The sequence below is a fragment of the Floridaenema aerugineum BLCC-F46 genome, assembly GCF_041929345.1.
GTDB classification, from domain to species: Bacteria; Cyanobacteriota; Cyanobacteriia; order Cyanobacteriales; family Aerosakkonemataceae; genus Floridanema; species Floridanema aerugineum.
Map to the genome: position 1 here is coordinate 1 of NZ_JBHFNQ010000047.1, position 22,082 is coordinate 22,082.

Sequence of the window (22,082 nt, forward strand, 5' to 3'; positions counted from 1 at the left end):
CTGGCAGTATTCTCTCCTGTCGCATTGCCCGGTACATCGTATCTTCTGATACTCCGTACAATTGCGCTACCTGTTGCAGCACTTTTCTTCTTTCGGGACTTCTTGCTGGTAAGTTCCCTAAGCGCTGTCTTAACTCTATTATTGCTTCTACTGGTATCCGTCTAGTGGCCATTTTTTTCCTACCACTGACTTTTTTACTATCTTACTCTACTTGTCTCTATTTGCATTTTAAGAAAGAGTCCGAGTCCTGTTTGCAAGCTATTTGCACTTTAATTTGAGCCGAAGCTCTTGTTTGCAAGCTGTTTGCATTTTAATCTGAGCCAGAACCCAGTTTATTTGCATTTTAATCTGAGCCTGAGAAAGCCTTGTTTGCAAGCCCGCACCTTCTTGTTTGCAAGCCGCTACAGGTAGGACAAGATTTCTGTTTCCCATCCCATCGCATGAGCACGGGTGAGAAACACTTCTTTGCTCTCTAGTAGTTGGTAAATATATATGGTGGTGATGTCACGGGGATTGTATCGGATGATGACTGATTCTCCGGCATACGCGGCTAGATGTTCTCCTTGATAGGTGAGGTTGGCAAACTGAATGTAGCCACTCCGGTAGACTACTCGCCGATCTCGTCGCATCAGACATATATCTAACTCTCTTTCGCCCAATAAGGGTAGTTGTGCCATCCTTCCGGCTTCCCACCGAGCAATCCGACTCTGCGTTGCCATCCTCGCATCTAGTGCTTGATTGTAGTGGTCTACTATGTAACGCACTAACATCTGCTCTAGTTGTACTAGTGTCACACAAGCTTCTGATTCGGCTTTATCCGATCGCTCTTTCACATTACTTCCTGTGTATCCTGGTACTGTGCAGAAGAATTCTCGATTGAATGTCCCAAACGGTCGCTCTACTATTCCTCCATCTGACGGTTTTCGTCGCAGGCACAGGACTATCCCTAGTTCGGTGGCTACTTGTTCTAAATGTTGTGAGCGAAAGTCTTTGCCTCCATCGGTATACAAGTACTGGGGTAATCCAAATGTTCCCCAACTTTGCTTCAATTCGTATGCACTGCTGTACTGTTTGGGCAGTATGGCATGACGCAATGCTAAACACACTACTGCGGCACTTGGGGCATCAAATCCTATGTGCATTCCCATGATGCACCGCGAGTATGTGTCTACTACTATGGTTAACCAGGGTCTTCCCAGAATCTCTCCGCTCATGTCTACTACCAGTAGATCTATTTGCGTGTGATCTATCTGCCACACTTGATTTGACCATTCGATATCTATCTCTAATCCCTCTCGACTGTTCACTTTTAACTGCTCTCCTCGCCAGCCTAACGTGCGTTTCTGTTGCTGCTGTTGTTTTAGAAGGGGACGTAGAATTCGATATACTGTGGGACGGCTTGGATACTCTTTGACTCCGTTCGCTTCTGCCTGTGCCTGCACTCTCAGGTACACTTGTGCCCGACTCATTTTCCGGCTGCCCCGATTCCCGTCCTGGTAGGTCTTCTGAATAAATTCCTGCCACTCCCGGCTGGTCTTCGCTGCTCCCCGATCCGATCGCTTTTGTCTGGGTAAGCTCGCTATTCCTTGTTCTCGCCATCTCTTGAGCAGTCTTTGCACGCTCCGAACACTTATCCCTAGTTGCTGGGCTACCTGTTGCTGCACTCGCCCATAGCGTTCTGTTCCCTGCACTGCGAGCAATTTCTGTATTGCCTCAATCTGTTGCTGCACCTCTCCTGGCAACTCTAACGGAGCATTTATTATTTCCCATTCTCCTGCCACGTTTTCCCTTAACACCAGTGAGTTTTCCGCTTCTGGGGCCATATTATCCTCTCGCTTTTTACTCGGCTGGCAAGGGTACATGATCTCTCTCTCTCTCCAATCCCGGCTCTGCTTTGAATTCTAAGTCTTCCTTGGCTTCAAAAGCGACATTTATTGTGTTACTTTTTGTTTCTTTTTTTCACCCTCTATCTCTCTGTTTTCCTCTACTTTTTTTCTCTTTCACCTACATCAGTTCCTTCTGGGGCGACATTTTTCTCGATACTTTTTCTCTTATTTTCGCTTCTTCTCAGCCAATTACTCCCGTACTACATCCCTCAAACCCTTACTGTGCTTTCTTTTCATCCCTATTTTTTACCCGACATTTATCGTGAGATTTCCGACACTTACTGTGACACTCGACAGCATAAAAGCCCTCTGCCTTCTGCCTTACCCCAACCTAGATCACCAAAAGTTGCCAAGAACCCTTCTTGTTTGCAAGCCGCTACAATTATTGTAGTACGCGACACTAAGACAGAATTCTCAAGCGTCTGAGCATCCAATCAAATCTGGCACCACCCAGACTGATCTTGTCCATAGTTTCCAAATTAATTTCATTTTCGTATCCCAAATCTTGCAATAATGTTTGTCCTATTTGATAGCTGCTTGTGTCATATATTAAACGGCTAATTAGCGCTTGGAGTCTAGCTAGAAGTAGCATAGCAATCACTCGATAGAAGCGATTGCCCATACTAGGGTTTTGTAAGAGTTTAATGGATAATAGTTGTCTGGGAATCACCAAAACTCGTAAATCTTCCAAAGCTTTAAAGTTATAGGCTGGCAAACGACCATCGAGCAGAGCCATTTCGCCAATAAGTTCCCCCCTTATCAGTTGAGCAATTTCATATCCAGGTAACTCGTCAGTTTGATCCTTATTTTCCAGACTTGCAAAAACGCTACTAAGAGCGTTAGTTTTAGATTCTTTAAAGAAAACTGATACGCTGCCTTGTAGTAGTAGATAAAGGTTTTCCACCGATCGACCCGCTTGGATTAAAACAGTACCTTGGGTAAATTCTTCAATTTGACTGTATTCAATCATCCATTCAACGTCGCTGTCGCTCAATTCTCCAAAGATCAAGGGAATATCTTGCAGGGATCTAATTTGCAAATTTTGGCGATGAACAAACTGTTTGACCAAATATTCAAAGCGCTCCCATAAGATAATTGCGATCACTCGATAAAATCGAGAAGCAAAATCTAAATCTTCCTGTAATTTTGTTAACAATTTTTGACGTGGTAAAGTGAGAACAACCGAATTTTCTAGTGCCTTTACAGTAATAGCTGAAGTACTGATATTCAGAAAAGACGTTTCCCCAAACACTTCGCTAGTTGAGAAATGGGCAATTTCCTGCTGTAAGTCATCATTATCTTCAAGTGCAGCAAATACGCTAGCTAAAGTACTGTGTTGATTTCTTTTAATGCTGGCACTGAAAGTTCCTTTCATAACAATGTATAAACTGTCAACTTGACTTTGCTGCCTAATCAGAACACTGCCAGAAATAATTTGCTGTTGATAACCATTTGCAAATATCCAATTAATGTCACTATTACTCAATTCTTTGAGCAAAATTTCATTATTATTATTTGGAATTTTTGCAAAATTAACATTCGAGTTCGGTTGTTTAATCGATTGTATGAAAGTATCATCATTCTGCTGTTTAATCGGCAGAACTTCAGCATTCTTTTTCAATAAATGTTCTAAAAGCAGTTGAATTTTTCTGAACATAGTAACCTTGATTAGAACTGGTGTTATGGTTTTGTTGCAATTAGCTTGTACGTGATTTTTAACTGGTAACTGATTCAATCGCAGAATAACAGCTGACGTTGGCTAAGGTAGGCAACTTCTAGTAGTGCATTACCTGACTCAGAGGCTAATTCTTCTAAAGTCAAGGTTGTTAAAGCTACCAGCACAGAAACTTGTCCTGCTAAGCCTCTTAGTTGCCCTGAATACTTTTTATCGAAGTTCTCAATGTTCTCTGCTGATCTTTTCACCAGTGTCTGTAAAATTTTAAAGGCACCTTTCGACAAAGAAGATTCACCTTTATAGTTTTGTAACCTGCCACCTTCGCGGTAAGTTGGAAATGATTCTAACCCAAGAAAATGTAGGAACCAATCGGCTCGGTAGTACCCCAAGGCAGCAACAATACCTCTGTAATCAGCAATTAGCTCATCAAAAAGATTATTCCGCATTAATCCAAAGAAGCGACGAGTAAAATAATGGGTGCATTCATGTTCCAAGCGAATTTTAAAGGAAAGTTGCTCCCACCCATCATTAGCCAATCCCAGTTCACTTGCTGCAACATTGCTATAGGAACCAGAACTAAGAATAATAAATTTGTCCTGATACAATTCTTGGCAAGAAATCAAGCGTTTAAATTCAACAGCCCAGTCATTATCAGAGTATTTACTTTGTTGAGTAACCCACTGCTTCTGATATTGATGGATGCGATTCCAATTGTTATAACCACTCACAATACAAGCTCCCATAGAATTGGGTATTGGTTGTGGTTCATTGCGTTTAGTAAGTGCTTGCACCAAAGTGACAAAATCATTACGGTTGCCAGCAATTAACGCTGGAATAGCGCCAGCAAGAGATTGATGTATACAAATTTGTAATTTTTCGGGTTCGATAAGAATTAATCCAGTGGCGTTTGCCATACCATCAACTGACTTTCCTTTACGAGTGGCAGCGCGATATTCTTCAGTTTCACTAATGCCAGCAAGTATGGGAAATTGAAACTGTACCAAGCGCTGTTTCAAGACAGCATAAGCTCCAACTATTTCGGCTTCGGCTGCGTATTGTTCCCAAATAGCGACATGGGGTTCTGGGGTTGGTGGAAAGGTTTGGGGAAACTTAAAGTTGTTGCGATCGAACATATTTTGGTTGTAAGCAAGCAATTCTTTAATTTCAAAGTCGCTAGCGCCCAAGTCTATGAGAACATTTGTGCGAGTTTTCAGGTTTCCTACCCCACCAGAAAAGTTAACTGTTGTAGGATGAGTATCTTGACTATCCGGTGCTATTTTCGCCATATATTTAGTAGCTAATTGCTGGTTCAAATTTGGAAACATAAGGTTTTTTTGTGTAGGTTCTATAGTTTTTCCCCAATATCAACCTGATTATGGTGTTCTCAAGAATTGAGGTTTTCTTAACCTATAATGTGTTTGGAAACTTTCTCGATCGCCTGACTAATAGCGTGATTCGGATAATTGAGGCAAAAGATGCCCGTACTAGCAAGCCGAAGCATATCATTGGATTCAGGAATGATACTTGCAACCGGAACTTCGTAAGTTTGTTCAATTTGCTGACGCAGATCGTCGAAGTTGTATTCTGTTAGCGCTTTATTGACTACTAATAGTAACTTGGGTACCTTTAACCTGCGTGCTACATCTACACTTACGGCAGTACCCTGAAAATCTTGCTGATCGGGTCGGAGTATGAATAAAACAATATCAGAGGTTGTTAGTGAGATTAGAGTCTCTTGGTTAAGACCAGGATGGGTGTCAATAAACAGATAGTCGAGATTGAGACTGTTGATTAACTCTTTAAAGCCTTGTAATAGTAGCTGAACGTCGAATCGTTCTCGTAATACACGAGAAATATCATTCAATTTCACACTTGAGGGAATTAAGTAAATACGACTACGAGCAGATGCTTGGTCTTTGAGTACAGAAGTGACATCATAGGCAGCATCGGCAAGCGCACAACGACCCCAAAGAAAATCATTGAGAGTGCGTTCCATTTGTTCTTCGTCAAGTCCAAATAAAATGTGAATGCCTGGTGATTGGATGTCGGTGTCAATAATGCCAACCCGATTGCCTTTACGGGCAACGGCTACAGCAATATTGGCTGTTGAGTTTGATTTGCCAGTGCCGCCTCTATAAGAGTGAATTGAGACAATTTTTGACATAATTATTACTGCTGCAAGATTTGGAAACTAAACATTAAAAGGATTTGCGTCTATGTCTAAGTCGGTCAAAAGTTAAGTTGGTTTCTTTCTATCTATCTAATGGGTTGAGCTTTGGTTGAATTATGCAGAGATCGCACAAGTTGCTATTAAAAAATTTAGAAAAAGGGTTTGATAAGAGCCACTACAATGAAGAAACTAATGGGTACAGTGTGTGCAATTGATTTGTACATAACAATTTCCATCCCCATGCCTAGCTAGGATTTAGCTTTTCCATTGGGATTGTTATCTTCACTCAATCGCTGAATTGTGATTTGTGCCTCCAATTCTTGAAAATAGTCACTTTGAGTAATTTCATTTACTTGACGCGCTCGCTTAACCTGGTCAATTTCAATTCGCAACTGCTTTACCTGATGAGTAAGAGTTTGTTCACGAGCTTTTACTTGTTCAGCCATCTGCTGGAATACTCGCCCAAGTTGCCCTAATTCATCACCTCTTTGTGCTACTACTTTTAAGCGATCGCAGTCATAAGTCTTGTCTGCTGCTTGTGGAGTTAATTCTCCTTGGGAAATTACTTCCGATGCTTTACTCAAAACTAAAATAGGCTGAATAATCCACCGAGAAGAAAGTATTCCTAACACCGTTGCTACAGCTAAGGCTGCCAAACACAACAGGATTGTAGCACTGGTATTGGCGTTAATTCGCTCCATAAAGGCAGATTCGGGAACGACTATAACAGTTAGCCAATCTAAGCCTTGTTCGTCCTGAAACGGGAAAACTTCCAAAAATTGTCGCTTCCCATCCACTGTGAATTCCAGCTGCTGTGCTTCCTTAATTTGACTGAAATTGCCAAAATGTTCGGTCAAATACTGGGTCGCAGAACGAATCAAAGCATCGCTACTATTTAATGCTTTAATGCGTTCCGGTTCTCGATTGCTATTAAAAATAAATGGCTGCTCTAAAGTTGAATTGGCTACCAGCAGTCCAGAGCGATCGACTATATAGATTTTCCCCGATCGCACAGCTTCTATTTGTCTCAAAAATTTGCTGATGTCTTCAACATAAAGATTAACAGCACATACAGCTATAAGATTTCCATTTAGGTCATAGGCAGGTTGGCTATTTGTGAGCAAAAGCTTTTTACTAGAAAACCCTATGTAAATCTCATTCCATACGTTTTTACCTGCTGTCACAGCATTGTTATACCAAGGTCGAATTCGGGCATCATACTTTCTGGTATCCACTTTAAGCAAATTAGCTCGATTTCCCTCACTATCAGTGCTATAAAAATACATCAAAGAACCTGTAGTCTCATTAGCAATTATTAACCTCCATAAAGATTGATCGCCGGACCGCTCAATTTCCAAAATTTCTCCTGCCTGTGGAGAACCAAGATAAATCGCACTTACTGAATTAAAAACTTGACCTTGCTGCCACAAGTAACGTTCGTTTAAGTGACCTTCAATATTAAGTTGACCGCGAATCACCGCAGCTGCATTAATCCGATTAATTTTCTTTGCTGTTTCTAAATAAACTGTGAGGTGTTCTTGGATGCGATTCTTAACTTCGTTACGCAGTTGATCGGCAATATCATTAACTGCCTTTTCTCCGTTCCGTAATGAAAGCCATCCCGTCAACCCAACTGCTACTGATATTTGGATGAGAAAGGGAACTATAAGCAAAGTTCGGAGGGAAACCTTTTTGGTAACTTGGGCAACTTTATTGGTTAGCAACTTCATGAGTGATGTTATGTTTTTTGCAATGGGTGCAGTAAATCTAAAATCTAAAATCTAAAATCTAAAATCGGTTGAGTGAGTTCGCTGTTGTTGATCAGTTAATCAATCCTTCTATTTACTCATGGGTAAAACTTGGATCGGTTTATGCAGATGTTGGGCAAGTTGAGCCTGAAATTCCCATCTTTGGTTGATTAGAAAAAATTATCGCCGGATTTATGAGAGACGTTTGCCCTTTAGTCAATCGTGTTCAGTAAACCTATCTATAGATAGATGCGTAACTAATGAAAACTATAAAGCTGTAGGTCTTTGAATTGTTTCTGCTGATTTTTAGGTGAAACTTTCTCACTCGCTGCATAAATCAACTCATGCTTCACCCATTAGATAAATAGAGGAGAGTGAACCCAAATAACTATAAATTCTCAGGGAAGCGTTGATTATGTGCAAAATTGTTTCTATTCACTCCTATCGAGGCGGTACTGGCAAATCCAACTCAACCGCAAACATTGCCACTGCTATTGCCCGCAGAGGTTATCGGGTGGGCATTGTTGATGCTGATATCCAATCCCCTGGCATTCATATTTTATTTGGACTCAATCCAGAAAAGATCGATCGCACGTTGAATGACTTTCTGTGGGGTCGTTGTGCGATCGCAGATGCTGCCTATGATGTCACTTCTGTACTCAAAGAGCAAGCGAATGCTAATAGCAGTATCTATTTAATTCCTTCTAGTATTAAAGTAAACGATATTTCCCGTATATTGCGCGAACGTTTTAACGTTGAATTACTGTTAGATGGTTTTCAAAGTTTAATCAAAGATCTCAATCTTGACTACTTGTTTATTGATACCCATCCTGGTCTAAATCAAGAAACTCTAATATCTCTAACAACTTCTGATATTGTTTTGTTCATACTTCGACCTGACCAGCAAGATTTTCAGGGTACTGCTGTCACTGTAGATGTAGCACGGAAACTTAAAGTAACTAAGTTACTATTAATAATTAATAAAGTACTTAAAGAATATGACTTTGAGGATCTTCGCCAGCAAGTTGAACAAACTTACAAAGCTCCAGTTGTAGGTATACTTCCTGAATCAGAGGATATGCTGAAACTTGCTAGCAGCAGCATTTTCTGTCTTAAATATCCTGAGCATCCCGTAAGTCAGGCAGTGGAGAAAATTGCTCAAAAGATTGTCTGTTAAAACAGGCATTTTGGCGATCGCATTAACAATCTTTTTTACTTCTACTCAGAAAACTATTTTATGGCAATGAACCAATCATCACAACCTAAAAAATCTACTTTAGCCAAAAAACTGAATATCACGCTATTTTTTATTTTTTGTTTAGGCATGGCTTTAAGTGGGGTAACTTTGGCTACTTTGATAAGTTATGAAGCTTATAAACAAACTCTTTCTAAAGCTTTGTTAATTATGAACTCGTTGGATGCTGTTCAATATTATACAACTAAGGAAGTAAAACCACAGGTTCAGCAACGTTTAAAAAACAAGGAAGTTTTGCCACAAACTGTTCCTAGTTATGCAGCAGGCAGAGTATTCGAGAGATTACGCCAATCTGACGAATTTTATAATAACTTTTTTTATAAAAATGTAATACTTAATCCTAATAATACTCAAGACAATGCAGATAAATTTGAAAGAAATATTGTAGAAAATTTTCGTCAAAGCAGAGAGGTTAAGCAACTAGAAGGCTTTCATTCTATGAATAACGAGTATTTTTTTTATATTGCACGTCCATTAACATTAGCAAAATCCAAATTAGCCAACAATGCTAATGAGATAGTTGGTACTCAAATTGTCTCTATACCAATTAGAGAAACAGCCCAAGACTATGCTTTATTATTTGTTAGTCTTTGGGGAATTATAGCTGTAATTTTGATTTTTATTATCTTAATAATTAATCTTTGGCTAAGACGAAGTATTATTAGGTCAATAAAAAAGATTGTTAAAGTTGCAGAAGCCGTGAGTACTGGTAACATGGAGGCCGACTTTGAGAAAGAATCTAATGATGAAATCGGAAGTTTAGTAGAAGCATTTACACGTATGAAAATGAGTTTGGTAATGGCAATTGAAAAGTTTGAACAGTATAGAATTAAAAGCCGCAAGTCAGATAGTTCAAAAAAACTCGATTCTGGTAACATTACGCCACATCTACGAGAATAGGATAGTGTCTTGTTTAGTTTATTGCTTAAAATGCAGAGAAAATTTTTGAAGTTGTAAAAAAGGATTAGTATATGCCAACAAAAAGCAATCAAATTTTTAGTCAAGAAGCCATAGAACGTTTATCTTCTCCAGAAAGACTCGACCAAATGATGCAAGTGGTCAGTCCAAAAGCTTGGTTGCCTCTAAGTACAATTGGTCTTTTAGTTACTGTAGCTGGAACTTGGAGTGTAGTAGGACGAATTCCAGTTAGTGTAAACGGTCAAGGCGTGTTAATTCAACCTCGTCGTGTAGTACAATTTCAAGCACCTAGTAATGGTCAATTAATGAAGCTAAATATTCAACCTGGTGATGTTATCAAAAAAGGTCAAGAAATCGGCATCATCGATAAATACGATATCAAAAAGCAACTAGAGTTAGAAAAGGCAAAATTAGCCGAATTGCAAGTACAAAATCAAGATACTAATAAATTACAAAAGCAGCAGATAGAACTTGAATTAAAAACGTTAATGCAACAACAAAAAGACCTGGAAGAAACTTTGAATCGAGAATCAGTAACACCGATATTGCACCAAAAGACTTTAGCAGCACTAGAACAAAAACGCCAAAGTCTTGAAGAAAGTCTGCGACGAGAAAAGATTACACCATTACTGCGGCAACAAACTCTGGTAGCGATCGCAGAAAAACGCCAAAGTCTTATCCAGCGTAAGCAACAAATTGAGAACCTATTGCAGACTTTACAACAGCGTTTTGAAACTCGAAATCGTCTTTTTGAGCAGGAAAGGGCAATTAGCCAGGATGTACTTCTCCAAGCCAAACGGGAAGTATTAGATGCTCAAACACAAGTATCCGATATCGAAAGCCAATTGAAAGAACTAGACGTACAAAAAACTAATAGCGAACGAGACTATTTCCAAAATCTTAATAAGGTAAACGAGATCAGAAATAATATCCAAGAAATTGAAGTTCAAAAAACTAATACTGAAAGAGATTACTTGCAAAACCTTAACAAAATTGATGAAATAAAAACCAAAATTAAAAACCTAGAAGCTCAAGCAGCAAAACTAACTCAACAAGATTTAGAACGATCGCTTAACCAAACTAATCAACTTCAAGAAGTAAAACGCAAAATTGCCCAGCTAGAACTACAATTATCAGGCGAAAGCAGAATTATTAGCCAATATGATGGTCGAATTTTAGAAGTTAGCGTTGCTCGGGGTCAAGTTCTTAATCCGGGGATGCGTCTGGGGACATTGGAAGCAGAAGATCCAAATGCCAAAATGATCAGTTTAGTTTATTTAGCAGACAAAGATGGCAAGCAAATTAAACCTGGAATGACTGTACAAGTTACTCCCAGTATAGTTAAACGCGAACGCTATGGTGGTATTGTTGGCAAAGTAACGCAAGTTTCTCCTTTCCCGGTCACCAGCCAAGATATATCGACAATTATTGGGAATGAACAGTTAGCAAATACCCTCGCTGAAGGCGTATCCAAAAGCGGTGCTTTAGTACAAATTTTTGTGGAATTAGAAAAGGATTCAAATACTTTTAGCGGCTACAAATGGTCTTCTTCTAATGGGCCTTCGTTAAAAATTTCCTCTGGTACTACTACACAAATCCGAGTACAAATCGGAGAATTAGCACCTATCTCTTACGTGATTCCTATCTTTAGATCTTTGACAGGTATTCATTAAAATGCCTAAAAAAAGCTCGGTTAATTGGTAATTTTTAATACAAAAAAATTAAATTCTCCAAATATTAGAGCTTTAATACAAAATACAAAATCAAAAATCAAAAATACCATGACTTTAGGCTTCATTAAATTACCATCAAAACACCGATCTAGCCGCGTTCGTACTCCCGTAGTACTACAAATGGAAGCCGTCGAATGTGGTGCTGCGTCTTTAGGAATTATCCTCAGTTATTACGGTCGAATTGTACCTTTAGCCGAACTGCGGCGAGAGTGTGGGGTTTCACGAGATGGCAGCAAAGCTTCTAATGTTTTGAAAGCTGCCCGACTTTATAACTTGGAAGCCAAAGGATTTAAAAAGCCTTTTGAAGAACTGAAAACTGTTTTTCCTCCCTATATCGTTTTCTGGAATTTTAACCACTTTTTAGTAGTAGAAGGTTTCAGTAAAAATCGCGTTTATCTCAACGATCCGGCTTCAGGCAGGAGAACTGTTTCCCTGGAAGAATTTAGACAAGCTTATACGGGAGTTGTCCTAATTTTTGAACGAGGGGCACAGTTTCAAAAGCTTGGTAAAAAACAAAGTATTATTCGGACTTTAAGTTTACGGCTGAAAAGTTCTGGCTGGGCGATCGCATATTGTTTAATCGCAGGATTACTACTCACAATTCCCCGTTTAGCTATCCCAGCATTTAGTCAAGTTTTCGTTGATGAAATCCTGGTTGAAAACCGAATTGATTGGCTGCGTCCACTGATACTGGTAATGTTATTTGCTGCCATTTCCCAAGGCTTACTAGCTAAGTTACGACTGTTTTATTTGCGGCGACTTTTACTTAAACTTTCTGTTTCTATGTCAGGACAATTTCTTTGGCATACTTTGCGCTTACCAGTAGGATTTTATGCCCAAAGATTTGCTGGGGAAATTAGCAGCCGTAGTCAATTGAATGACAAAGTTGCAGATATTTTATCGGGAAGATTAGCAACTACGGTAATCGATTCTGTAATGATAATTTTTTATGCTGCAATTATGTTGCTTTATGACTGGGTGTTGACTAGCGTAGCAATTCTTTTTGCAGCCTTAAACTTCTTCGCTTTGCAATCTTTATCCCGCAGTCGCGTCGATACAAACACCAGACTCGCACAAGAAAGTGGAAAAGTTGGCGGTGTGGCAGTTGGAGGCATTCAATCAATTGAAACCGTCAAAGCTAGTGGTTTAGAATTTGACTTATTTTCTAAGTTTGCCGGGTACTATGCCAAGATGCTTAACGCCCAACAAGAGTTAGCATTACCCACTCAAATGCTATCAATATTACCAACATTTTTAACAGCTTTGGCTACTGCCTGTATCTTAATTATTGGTGGCTTACGAGTGATGAATGGCAGCTTGAGTATTGGGATGTTGGTCGCATATCAAACTTTAACGGGTGAATTTTTGAGACCAGTTAACAATCTTGTTAATTTTGGCAGTACCTTGCAGGAATTAGAGGCAGATTTAAATCGACTTGATGATGTGTTGCAAAACCCCGTTGATTCGGAAGTAGATAAGAAAGATGATGCAGGGGAAGTTCCCAATCGCCAATTATTTTCTATTAGTCAAGACTCCTTTCAACTCAACGGTTATGTTGAATTACGTAATGTAACTTTTGGCTACAGTCGTTTAGATTCACCCTTGATTGAAAATTTGAGTTTAAGTTTAAAACCAGGTCAAAGAGTAGCGTTAGTAGGTGGTAGTGGTTCTGGGAAATCTACCGTTGCAAAGTTGGTAACAGGACTCTATACACCTTGGTCGGGACAAATTTTGTTTGATGGTATTCCGCGCTCAAATTATCCCCGTTCTATTCTCGCTAATTCACTGGCAATGGTCGAACAAGATATATTTCTATTTGCTGGAACAGTGCGGGAAAATCTAACACTTTGGGATGCAACTGTACCGGAAGCAGATTTAGTTCAAGCTTGCTTAGATGCAGCTATTCACGACCTCATTTTAAATATGCCGGGGGGATATGATGCTGTTTTAAGTGAAGGTGGGATGAACATGAGTGGCGGACAAAGACAACGTTTAGAAATTGCTAGAGCTTTAGTGAAAAATCCGGCAGTTTTGGTGTTAGATGAAGCAACTAGCGCCTTAGATGCGGAAACTGAATTAATTATCGATCGCAACTTGCGACGACGTGGTTGTTCTTGCATTGTAGTTGCTCACCGCCTCAGTACGATTCGCGATTGCGATGAAATTATTGTCTTAGAAAGAGGCAAGGTTGTTCAGCGCGGAACCCACGAAGAATTACGCCAACAAGAAGGAACTTACGCTAGTTTAATTGGCACTATGGAAGGATGAGGAAAAGCGATGGTTAATTTAATTCAAAAAGTAAATCGAATCAAAGGAAATGAACTATTATTGTTGAACGATCCGCAAACAATATGGATAGTTCAATCTGGTTCTTTAGCCGTGTTTACCACTCTTTTTGAAGGCAAAGAACCAAAAGGTAACCGTAGATATTTGTTTGGTGTTAATGCAGGAGAAGCATTATTTGGTGCAACTCCCAAAAATCGACGGGGTATTCTAGCGGTAGCTCTGGAAGAAACAGAATTAATCCCTGTGAATATTGATGATTTAATTGCTCAAATTAGAGCGGGCGATCGCTCTGATATGGCTATTTTATCAACTTGGATACACCATTGGGGAGATTGGCTGTTAACACAAAGACTAACCACACCAGATAATATGTTGATAGCAGATACTTCGCAATATCTGTCTTTGCAAAAGGGTCAAGCATGGCGCTCACCCCCAGAAACGATCGCTTGGATAAAGTTACAACAGGGTGAAGTTTATTGGATGGGTATTGAAGAACTTAAACTAAACCCAGCTTCTCCAATATTTCCTCTGGGATCTAGAATGTGGATTCTAGCAAAAGAACAAGTAGAGTTACAGCTAGGAATTAGGCATTTTCAAATTGATAGCTCAAGGCAAAATTTTGCAGAGATTTCCCCAGCAACAATCACTCAATTTCATGAATTTTTATTACAGTATTTAAACTTACGAGAAATCCAGAAAAAAGAAGAACAATTTCGCAAATTTAAAGAGCGCGAAGATCTTAACCGCCAAGTCAGGGAAACTGCCTTGGGAGAGTTAACTGGGGTGTTGCATCCTCGACCAGCCGAACTTTTTCTAGAAGGAACACCACTGTTAATTGCAGCTGGTGCGGTAGGTCGAGCAATGGGAATTACAATCAATCCTCCGGCGAAATCTGAAGACCTCAGTCGGGTAAAAGAGCCGTTGGAAGCGATCGCTCGTGCTTCTCAATTTCGGACTCGTCGCGTTTTACTAGTAGGAGATTGGTGGAAACGGGAATATGGCCCTTTATTAGCTTATACTAACTCGGATAAAAAGCCAGTTGCGTTATTACCAGAAAAAGGCGATCGTTATGTTTTATTCGATCCAGTTGAACGAACTAGAACGCGAGTAACAAAAGCAGTGGCGCAGACACTCTCACCAGAGAGTTTCATGTTTTATCGACCGTTACCGTCATTCGTTCGCCACGCTGTTGAATTGTTTCGATTTGGCACAAAAGGTTACGAAAAAAATATTATTGCGATCGTTGCTTTGGGAATCATTGGAACATTATTAGGGATGGTGACACCCCAAGCAACAGCTATTTTAGTAAACGATGCGATTCCTGATAGTAATCGCCTTTTATTATGGCAAATTGGATTAGTTTTAGTTGCCACCGCTATTGGTAAATCTGCCTTTGGTATGGCACAAGCAATTCTTTCATTGCGAGTAGAAAATGCTGCTGATGGTGCCTTACAGCCTGCCGTTTGGGATCGACTGCTCAATTTAAAACCAGCTTTTTTTCGCAGCTACTTATCAGGCGACTTACTGACTCGTTTAATGGCAGTGAGTCAAATCCGCTCTCTCCTTAGTGGTGCAACGCAACGCACCCTTTTAAGTGCAATTTTTTCCCTGTTAAACCTGGTACTAATGTTTTTATATAGTGGGCAACTTGCATTAGTGGGAATAGGGTTAACTTTGGTAGCAGTAATTGTAACAGTAACATCAAGCACGCTCTTGATTCGTAAAAATCGACAGCAAGAAACAACCGATGGAGAAATTAACGGCCTGACGGTAGAATTAATTAACGGAGTATCAAAGTTACGAGTAGCGGCAGCAGAAGGACTAGCATTTGCAGCTTGGGCGAAAAAGTACAGTCAACGTATCAAACTTAAGGCTGATATCAAACGAATTGATGACAGCGTGGCGGTATTTAATGAGGCATTGCCTTTAATAAGTTCTATACTAATCTTCTGGTTTGCTGTGGTGTCCATGCAAACGGCTCAAGCAGGTGGTGGCATCGGACTGAACATGGGTACATTTCTGGCTTTCAATTCAGCTTTTGGAACTTTTATTTCTGGTATAACTGACCTAAGTAATACCCTGACGGATATTTTAGGAATCGTGCCTCTATGGGAAAGAGCTAAACCGATTTTACAGGGAACGCCAGAATCTGACTCAACAAAAGCCGATCCCGGTCGCTTAAAAGGCAAAATAGTTATCGATCGCGTTATTTTTCGTTACAGGAAAGACGGGTCTTTAATTTTAGATGATGTCAGTATTCATGCAGAACCAGGAGAATTTATCGCAATTGTTGGCCCATCAGGAAGCGGGAAATCAACCTTATTTCGTCTGTTGTTGGGATTTGAAACACCTGCAAGCGGCACCATTTATTATGATGGTCAAGATTTAGCAGGGCTAGATGTTCAAGCCGTTCGACGGCAGTTAGGAGTGGTGTTACAAAATGGTCGAATTAACTCTGGTTCAATGTTTGACAATATCACCTGCGGCGCGTTAGTGACTATTGATGAAGCTTGGGAAGCAGCACGAATGGCAGGATTAGCTGCTGATATCGAGCAAATGCCGATGGGAATGCACACTGTTATTAGTGAAGGTGGTACGAATCTTTCTGGAGGGCAAAGACAGAGATTATTAATTGCTCGTGCTATGGTTTTGAAACCAAAAATCGTATTGATGGATGAAGCTACCAGCGCTTTGGATAATCACACGCAAGCGATCGTTACTGAAAGTTTAGATAAGTTGAATGCTACCAGAGTAGTTATTGCTCACCGACTGAGTACGATTCGCAATGCTGATCGGATTTATGTAATTGAATTGGGTCGTTTGATAGAGGTTGGCACATTTGAGGAATTGGTGAATCAAAAAGGATTATTTGCTCGATTGTCAGCACGACAATTGGAGTGACATATAAAATAATTTTTTCTCTAAATAACAAAAGGCTGGAGATATAATTTACTAATGTCCAGCCTTTTGTTGATTAGAAAATATTAAACTTCCCCATAAAATAGTAGAATTTTACTAATTATAGCGCTTCGCCCGGGTAGAATATTGGTAGCAGAAAGCGAAAATAGGAATTAGAAAAAACTGCTTAATTAGGTATTTAATACCCACCAAGCAGCAAATTAAATAATTGTGGATACACCAGCGCGAAGTATTATAATTTAACAACTGCTACAAATTTTTTATTGTTTTTTGATTATATCGGGCAACCACAGTAAAAGCAGCACCATTAAGCAAATGACAACTAAACCAACGCTAAATGGCATAGCATCATTCATATCGGTAGATGTTTGCAAAAGATAAAGTGCTTTGAACATAGAAAACTTTCCTCAAAATACGTCACTTTCGATAGGAGGCTCTTAATCAGGATTTTCCTTGTCTACCAGAGCCGAATGTTGCTGAGATAAAGTAGAACAAAAAAGTTAAAGGACATAAGCAAAGGGAAAAAACATTTCTTCCCTTTACCTTAAAACCCTTATTCACTTCATCAAATTGAAAATTATTTCAATTCTGAAAGATCCTATTGCCCGTGAGCAATCTCGTCTGATTATTCCCAGAGAAGAACTGAAGGCAGTTGGTCTGGATAACTCAAGCGCAGCAGAGTATAGCCGATACCAGCCTCGCCCCGGAAAAAGCCAGGAACGTATACACTTGAGTGCAAAGCAGGTTCAAGATAATATCCTTTCTGCCTTGCCTGCCACACGACTTGTGAAGCATAGACTTTAGCGTTTGCCAATAATTCAGGTCTGCCAAGTCGGTGGGCGGCACATAGCAGCAATTCAATTTGTCCCATAGTGCCACAGCATAGCTGGTCTACTATCCCCTGTCTCTGGGTTAGTTGCTTTTGGGTAGTTTGAATGGCTACTTGGATATCTTGATGAATTGCTTCGGTTTCTAATATCTCCAACCCCGCAAGGCGGGCTAAGCCGATCCCAGTTGCACCATGACACCAACTGGACATGAGTGGAGGAAGTTCGGATCTGCCTGTAGCTTGAAGGAATTTAGAGAAATCTCTTAGATCTGGCCAGTTACCTACTTCTGGCAAAAAGACGCTCTGTTCATAGGAGATAGCTTCTTGTGCAGCTTGTTGGAATTTAGTATCATTTGTGACTTGTGCTAGCTTCAGCAGAGCGTAGGCAATTCCAGCTGCTCCGTGAGAAAAGCCTGTTAATAATCTACCATCTAGGCTTTTCCAAGCTCTGCCTTGAGAAGTTATGACACTCTGCTCTAATAAATAACGACCGCAAGCAACGGCAGAGTCCAAAATAGTTGAATCTTGAACAATTCGGTACAATCCTAGTAAACCAAGAATTGCTCCTGCTGAACCACCCAGGATATCTAACTGCCGATCGCTTGCAATTACCTTTGGTGTGACCATCCTTGCCAGATAAACAGCATCCACCAACAAACTGTCTTCAGCCAGAAATTGGCTGATTCGAGTTAAGCTGTAAATCGATCCTCCTACTCCAACTTCCATACCAAGATTTAGGTCGGAAGGGAGTTTGTGCTTTTCCTGTTCAGAGCGGGGTATAGTCTGACGAAACTCTTGCAAAGCACTTAAACATAATTGGCGAAATTCTCCATCTGCTCTGATATGCTCTACTGCTCCCAGAAACAATGCTATTCCTAATTTGCCATTATAAAGAGTGAAAGCAGTTGGTTGAAACTCGCATCGCTCTTGGCGAGTAGAAAACTGGGGAGCGAGCCAGGTTACACTGCCATCAGGCGCATAAATTGCTCGTTCTCGTAATCTTTGGGCAATAGATATCACCTCAGCAACCAAAGCTTTTTCATCTAGGATTATTTTATGCTCTTTCTGGAGATGTATGGAGGCATCAGAGGCTAGTTTTTCAGGTGCGATAAACTCTTGAGCGGGAATCATCCGCAGGTACAAAGTCGCTTTAATAAACTGAATTTGCATTGCCAAATCCGCTTCGCCCAATGTCTTAATACGCTCTATCACCGACTGAAAACTCGGACATTGAAAAAATTCCTCAACTCGATTGTCCGGCGACAACTCCAGCGCATCTGTTTCAGGAGAAATTGGGAAGAAGGGAATATCTAACTGTTCCATCTGTTGTCGCTCGGCCTGGAAAAGTGACCAGAATTTAGGCTTTTTAGTCGCTCCAGATGCTGCCCGTTTGAGGATCTCTAGTTCGATACTGCGATCGATTCCATCCCGTAAATACTTCGGATGATTCAACTTATTCAAAATTTTGAAATAAGTGATCGTAGGGCGAAATACAAAGCGGACGGGATGTTTTGCCATTGCCCATAGGGGACTATCCTGGAAAAGTAGAGCCTCCTGTTTATCCAGCATAAAGCGGTACATTTGTTCAAATCCTTCTGCTATTACTTCAATCCAGTCAGATAAATTGGCAGGCTGTCCGTTTACAGTCGGTACATTATCCGAAGATGAAGGAATTGGGATCTGTTGAAGCTTTAACGCCATTCGATCTGTATTGATGCTAGACCACTGAAGCCCTTGATAAAGTATAGTCTGTTGAGCATGGCTACCTAACCCACTTAAATCAAAGTCAGAGTTAGCATTCAATTGCCAACGAGGGAGTAGGGCAGTACGACAGACAGAATTGTTAACCTGATTGAATGCTATTTGTTGAGCCGATTGTGTACCTTGCTGCAATTCTATCTTAGGCCGATGCTGCATTAGAGTTTCAGCATCAATTAGAACTAGATGTTCACCGTTGGCAATAAGATTTTCAAAGTGGCAATCGGTGGCTTCCAGTAGATAAACTAGGCAGAGTAACATCCCTGCCCGTCGATAATGGCGTTCTAGTTGGGCGGTATTTTCACAGGGTAATGGTTCGACGAACTCCACCCAGCCATTAGTGTGGCTGCTAACTACTTGTAAGGTTTTTAGAGGTAGAGGGCAACCTTGTTCATTTAACCATTGCAAGAGTTGATTATACGCTTGCTCAATACCTAAATGCTTGGGTTTATATACTAAACGTAGGTTTGAATCGATCTGAAGTGCTATTACAGAACGTCTACCTTGATGAGGGTCTGATAAAAGAGGTCTTATATTTGTAACTTGATTGAGGGAAACACCGTTGCTAAAGGTAGCCTCAATCTTTGACCAGTCGGCATTTAATTGCTGAAGAAATTCGTATTGAGATTGTACCCAAAGCTCTGTTGCAGTAGCTAGCAATCTTGCTAAAGCAGCATATTCTAGAAAAAAAGCAACTAGTTTACATTGCAACATTTCCTGGATAAACTGAAGATAAAAACTTTTGCTTTCCTGCTCTTGAGTTAGGGTGACAAAACGGGCGAAAGAAGATTGATGAGCAATTTGCCAATTGTAAAAAGTTAGCTGTAATGGTTGTGCAGCTATATCTATTAGCTGACAAAGTAAAGCACGTTCGCAGACGGCGTGAGCTTCATCCGTTAATTTATGGTAAGAATCTCCTGCCTTTATAGCTAATTCTTTTTGAGCAAAAATGACAAATGGAGTAATTATTTCTTCAAAAGGTAGAGGTATGTGCAAACTTAAGAAACGGCGTATTGCCGTAGTTTTTTCATTTGTTTCCGATACAAGAGTTGCAGGGATTATCTGGAGAACTGCACTGAGCGTTTTTGCCCAATTAGGTAAGGGAGCATCCTGTAGTAAGTAAACAGGAGCGATCGCCTGTTTAGCTGTTTCTAAGGTCAATCCATCCCAATCCAGGTATTGCTGAAAACGCTGAAAATTTCCTTTGGTAACTGTTTGACACCAATCATCAAGACGAGATCGCATCAGTTGTTCATCAACTTCAAGGGACGGTGAAAATATTTCTGCATTTAGCCGTTCGTAGAGGGTGCTGGCTTTAGCAACGATGCTATGTAAGTCAATTGTAGAAATATAGACTTGATCTGTGTTCATTTCAGTTCGATAAATTCCTTATATGTAGAGTTTGTAACACTTATATACATACTATTAAATAGTGCATTTATAAAACCAGAGATCTCGCTTATTCGCAATTATTCTGAATAATTAAGGCACAAAATTAAAGTAGAGTTACTAGTAAAATGAGTTAATGGCAACATAATGTATTGCTGTCACTAACTCAAATTAAAAGAAATACAGTGTTTGAGAATATAACTTTTAAGGAAGTTACTTCGGCGTTTGTGCGTTCTTCCAATGCGCCACTCTCTCTCCTACGTCGTAAACCATGCAATAGAAGGCTGGTATTGCAGTAAATGGGTTTGCTACCGCTGCTATGTCAGACGCAAGTGAAACAGTTGACATTAGCAAGTCGAAAGCTTCATTGCTCATTCCTCCTGCAACAAATTCCAGTTCTTCATCCGACAACTCTCTACCAGCTTCTAATTCTGGGAAATCAAAGGCTGGCAGCACCAGATAGTAATGGCTTGGAGTTTCCTGCAATACAGTGACTTGAACATCAGCAGGAACATTCAATCCCTTTTCAGCCATCACCCCCTTGGGATCGGCAATTAAACGATTGCGAAACTCTGAATCACGTAATATCCGTGTGAGCAACTGAACTTGAGTTTCCAGTATGTGTCCGGTTGGATCTGTAGAGGAAAAACTTGCAGGCGTTTGCACTTCTTCATTGATTTTCAGCTGTTCATGTGAAAAGTCTTCTTCCAATTTTCCTTCCAGGAGTTCCAAAGGTGGCAGCACCAGATAGTGATGATTTGGTGTTTCCTTCATCACAGTAATTTGGGTTTCAGTCGGAACATCCAATCCTGCTTTTGCTATCGCCCCCTTGGGGTCAACAATCAAGCGATTACGAAACTCTGAGTCTTGTAAGGCTAATTTAATTAGCTGTGCTTTAATTTCAACCATTGTTCAATCTCCTATGTAGATATAATTCGGATTTCCTTTGAGATCCGATCTCTTTTTTCCAAGTGCGTTGCTACCAAAACTTCAGGCAACCAACTCTTCTACTTATGTAATGGGTACGATTGCGATCGCTTTATGCTGGTGCTGGGCAAATTGAGGCTTAAAATCTGGGGTGCTAAGCAATTTTCCGAAAAAGACCAGTAATGCCATAGGGATCAAAATCTAGCCCTGGTGAGTTAGCAGCGTTTATAATACGAAGGCCACTAGCAGTAGTCTTATCTGAGGTATCTGATGTCACGCTGCTACAGCCACCTGCGATCGCATCAAGTTCTGACTCGTTTAATTCTTGGTTGGTTGCGCTTTTCGGCTCAACTATGGTTCTTTTCATATCTGGAATAAATGAATTGTTGCTTTCCATGATATGTTTTCTCCTTTTATAGTCTGTAAGTTTGTTTTTTCGAGTTGTATTGTCACCAAAACTTCGGTCAATCAACTCTCTTACTTATCTAATGGGTAAGAGTGCGATCGTTTTATGCAGCCATTTGCAAATTGAATTTGGCAATAACCAACTCTTCTACTTATCTAATGGGTACGACTGCGATCGCTTTAT

Annotated in this window: 13 protein-coding genes; 5 read left to right on the forward strand and 8 right to left on the reverse strand. The window is 40.2% G+C overall.

The window, feature by feature from the left end; all coding sequences use genetic code 11:
- Nucleotides 1–401 precede the first annotated feature (401 nt).
- The 5 genes from ACE1CC_RS05425 to ACE1CC_RS05445 form a co-directional block, all read right to left on the reverse strand.
- Nucleotides 402–1,862 (reverse strand): Mu transposase C-terminal domain-containing protein, encoded by a 1,461-nt coding sequence (locus ACE1CC_RS05425; protein ID WP_413269451.1) that lies wholly within the window; start codon nucleotides 1,860–1,862, stop codon nucleotides 402–404.
- A 424-nt stretch (nucleotides 1,863–2,286) separates the two neighbouring features.
- On the reverse strand, nucleotides 2,287–3,543 hold the full coding sequence (locus ACE1CC_RS05430) for a cyclic nucleotide-binding domain-containing protein (RefSeq protein ID WP_413269452.1): 1,257 nt from the start codon (nucleotides 3,541–3,543) through the stop codon (nucleotides 2,287–2,289).
- Nucleotides 3,544–3,617: 74 nt separating this feature from the next.
- Nucleotides 3,618–4,886, reverse strand: coding sequence for a DUF7005 family protein (locus ACE1CC_RS05435; RefSeq protein ID WP_413269453.1), 1,269 nt, complete (start codon nucleotides 4,884–4,886; stop codon nucleotides 3,618–3,620).
- A 77-nt stretch (nucleotides 4,887–4,963) separates the two neighbouring features.
- Complete coding sequence (locus tag ACE1CC_RS05440; protein ID WP_413269454.1) at nucleotides 4,964–5,725, reverse strand: MinD/ParA family ATP-binding protein; 762 nt, start codon at nucleotides 5,723–5,725, stop codon at nucleotides 4,964–4,966.
- A 254-nt stretch (nucleotides 5,726–5,979) separates the two neighbouring features.
- Complete coding sequence (locus ACE1CC_RS05445) at nucleotides 5,980–7,461, reverse strand: cache domain-containing sensor histidine kinase (RefSeq protein ID WP_413269455.1); 1,482 nt, start codon at nucleotides 7,459–7,461, stop codon at nucleotides 5,980–5,982.
- A 433-nt stretch (nucleotides 7,462–7,894) separates the two neighbouring features.
- Here ACE1CC_RS05445 and ACE1CC_RS05450 point away from each other — a divergent pair, with 433 nt between their 5' ends.
- The 5 genes from ACE1CC_RS05450 to ACE1CC_RS05470 all read left to right on the forward strand — a co-directional run bounded on the left by ACE1CC_RS05450 (nucleotide 7,895) and on the right by ACE1CC_RS05470 (nucleotide 16,572).
- The gene (locus ACE1CC_RS05450) at nucleotides 7,895–8,656 is read left to right on the forward strand and encodes a MinD/ParA family ATP-binding protein (RefSeq protein ID WP_413269456.1); all 762 of its coding nucleotides are present in this window, start codon (nucleotides 7,895–7,897) and stop codon (nucleotides 8,654–8,656) included.
- A gap of 60 nt (nucleotides 8,657–8,716) precedes the next feature.
- Complete coding sequence (locus ACE1CC_RS05455) at nucleotides 8,717–9,634, forward strand: c-type heme family protein (RefSeq protein WP_413269457.1); 918 nt, start codon at nucleotides 8,717–8,719, stop codon at nucleotides 9,632–9,634.
- A 71-nt stretch (nucleotides 9,635–9,705) separates the two neighbouring features.
- The gene (locus ACE1CC_RS05460; protein WP_413269458.1) at nucleotides 9,706–11,325 is read left to right on the forward strand and encodes an NHLP bacteriocin system secretion protein; all 1,620 of its coding nucleotides are present in this window, start codon (nucleotides 9,706–9,708) and stop codon (nucleotides 11,323–11,325) included.
- Nucleotides 11,326–11,433: 108 nt separating this feature from the next.
- Entirely contained in the window at nucleotides 11,434–13,653 is a 2,220-nt protein-coding gene (locus ACE1CC_RS05465; protein ID WP_413269459.1) for an NHLP family bacteriocin export ABC transporter peptidase/permease/ATPase subunit, read from the forward strand.
- Between the two features lie 9 nt (nucleotides 13,654–13,662).
- Nucleotides 13,663–16,572, forward strand: a complete 2,910-nt coding sequence (locus tag ACE1CC_RS05470) for an NHLP bacteriocin export ABC transporter permease/ATPase subunit (RefSeq protein WP_413269460.1) — start codon at nucleotides 13,663–13,665, stop codon at nucleotides 16,570–16,572.
- Between the two features lie 643 nt (nucleotides 16,573–17,215).
- Here the strand turns inward: ACE1CC_RS05470 and ACE1CC_RS05475 are convergent.
- From ACE1CC_RS05475 to ACE1CC_RS05485, 3 genes are all read right to left on the reverse strand, one after another.
- Nucleotides 17,216–20,548: a type 2 lanthipeptide synthetase LanM family protein gene (locus ACE1CC_RS05475; protein WP_413269461.1), complete on the reverse strand. Its 3,333-nt coding sequence runs from the start codon at nucleotides 20,546–20,548 to the stop codon at nucleotides 17,216–17,218.
- A 231-nt stretch (nucleotides 20,549–20,779) separates the two neighbouring features.
- Nucleotides 20,780–21,475 carry an NHLP leader peptide family RiPP precursor gene (locus ACE1CC_RS05480; RefSeq protein ID WP_413269462.1) on the reverse strand — a complete coding sequence of 232 codons (696 nt, stop codon included), beginning with the start codon at nucleotides 21,473–21,475 and terminating at the stop codon, nucleotides 20,780–20,782.
- 172 nt (nucleotides 21,476–21,647) lie between these two features.
- The gene (locus ACE1CC_RS05485) at nucleotides 21,648–21,890 is read right to left on the reverse strand and encodes a hypothetical protein (protein WP_413269463.1); all 243 of its coding nucleotides are present in this window, start codon (nucleotides 21,888–21,890) and stop codon (nucleotides 21,648–21,650) included.
- Between the last annotated feature and the right edge of the window lie 192 nt (nucleotides 21,891–22,082).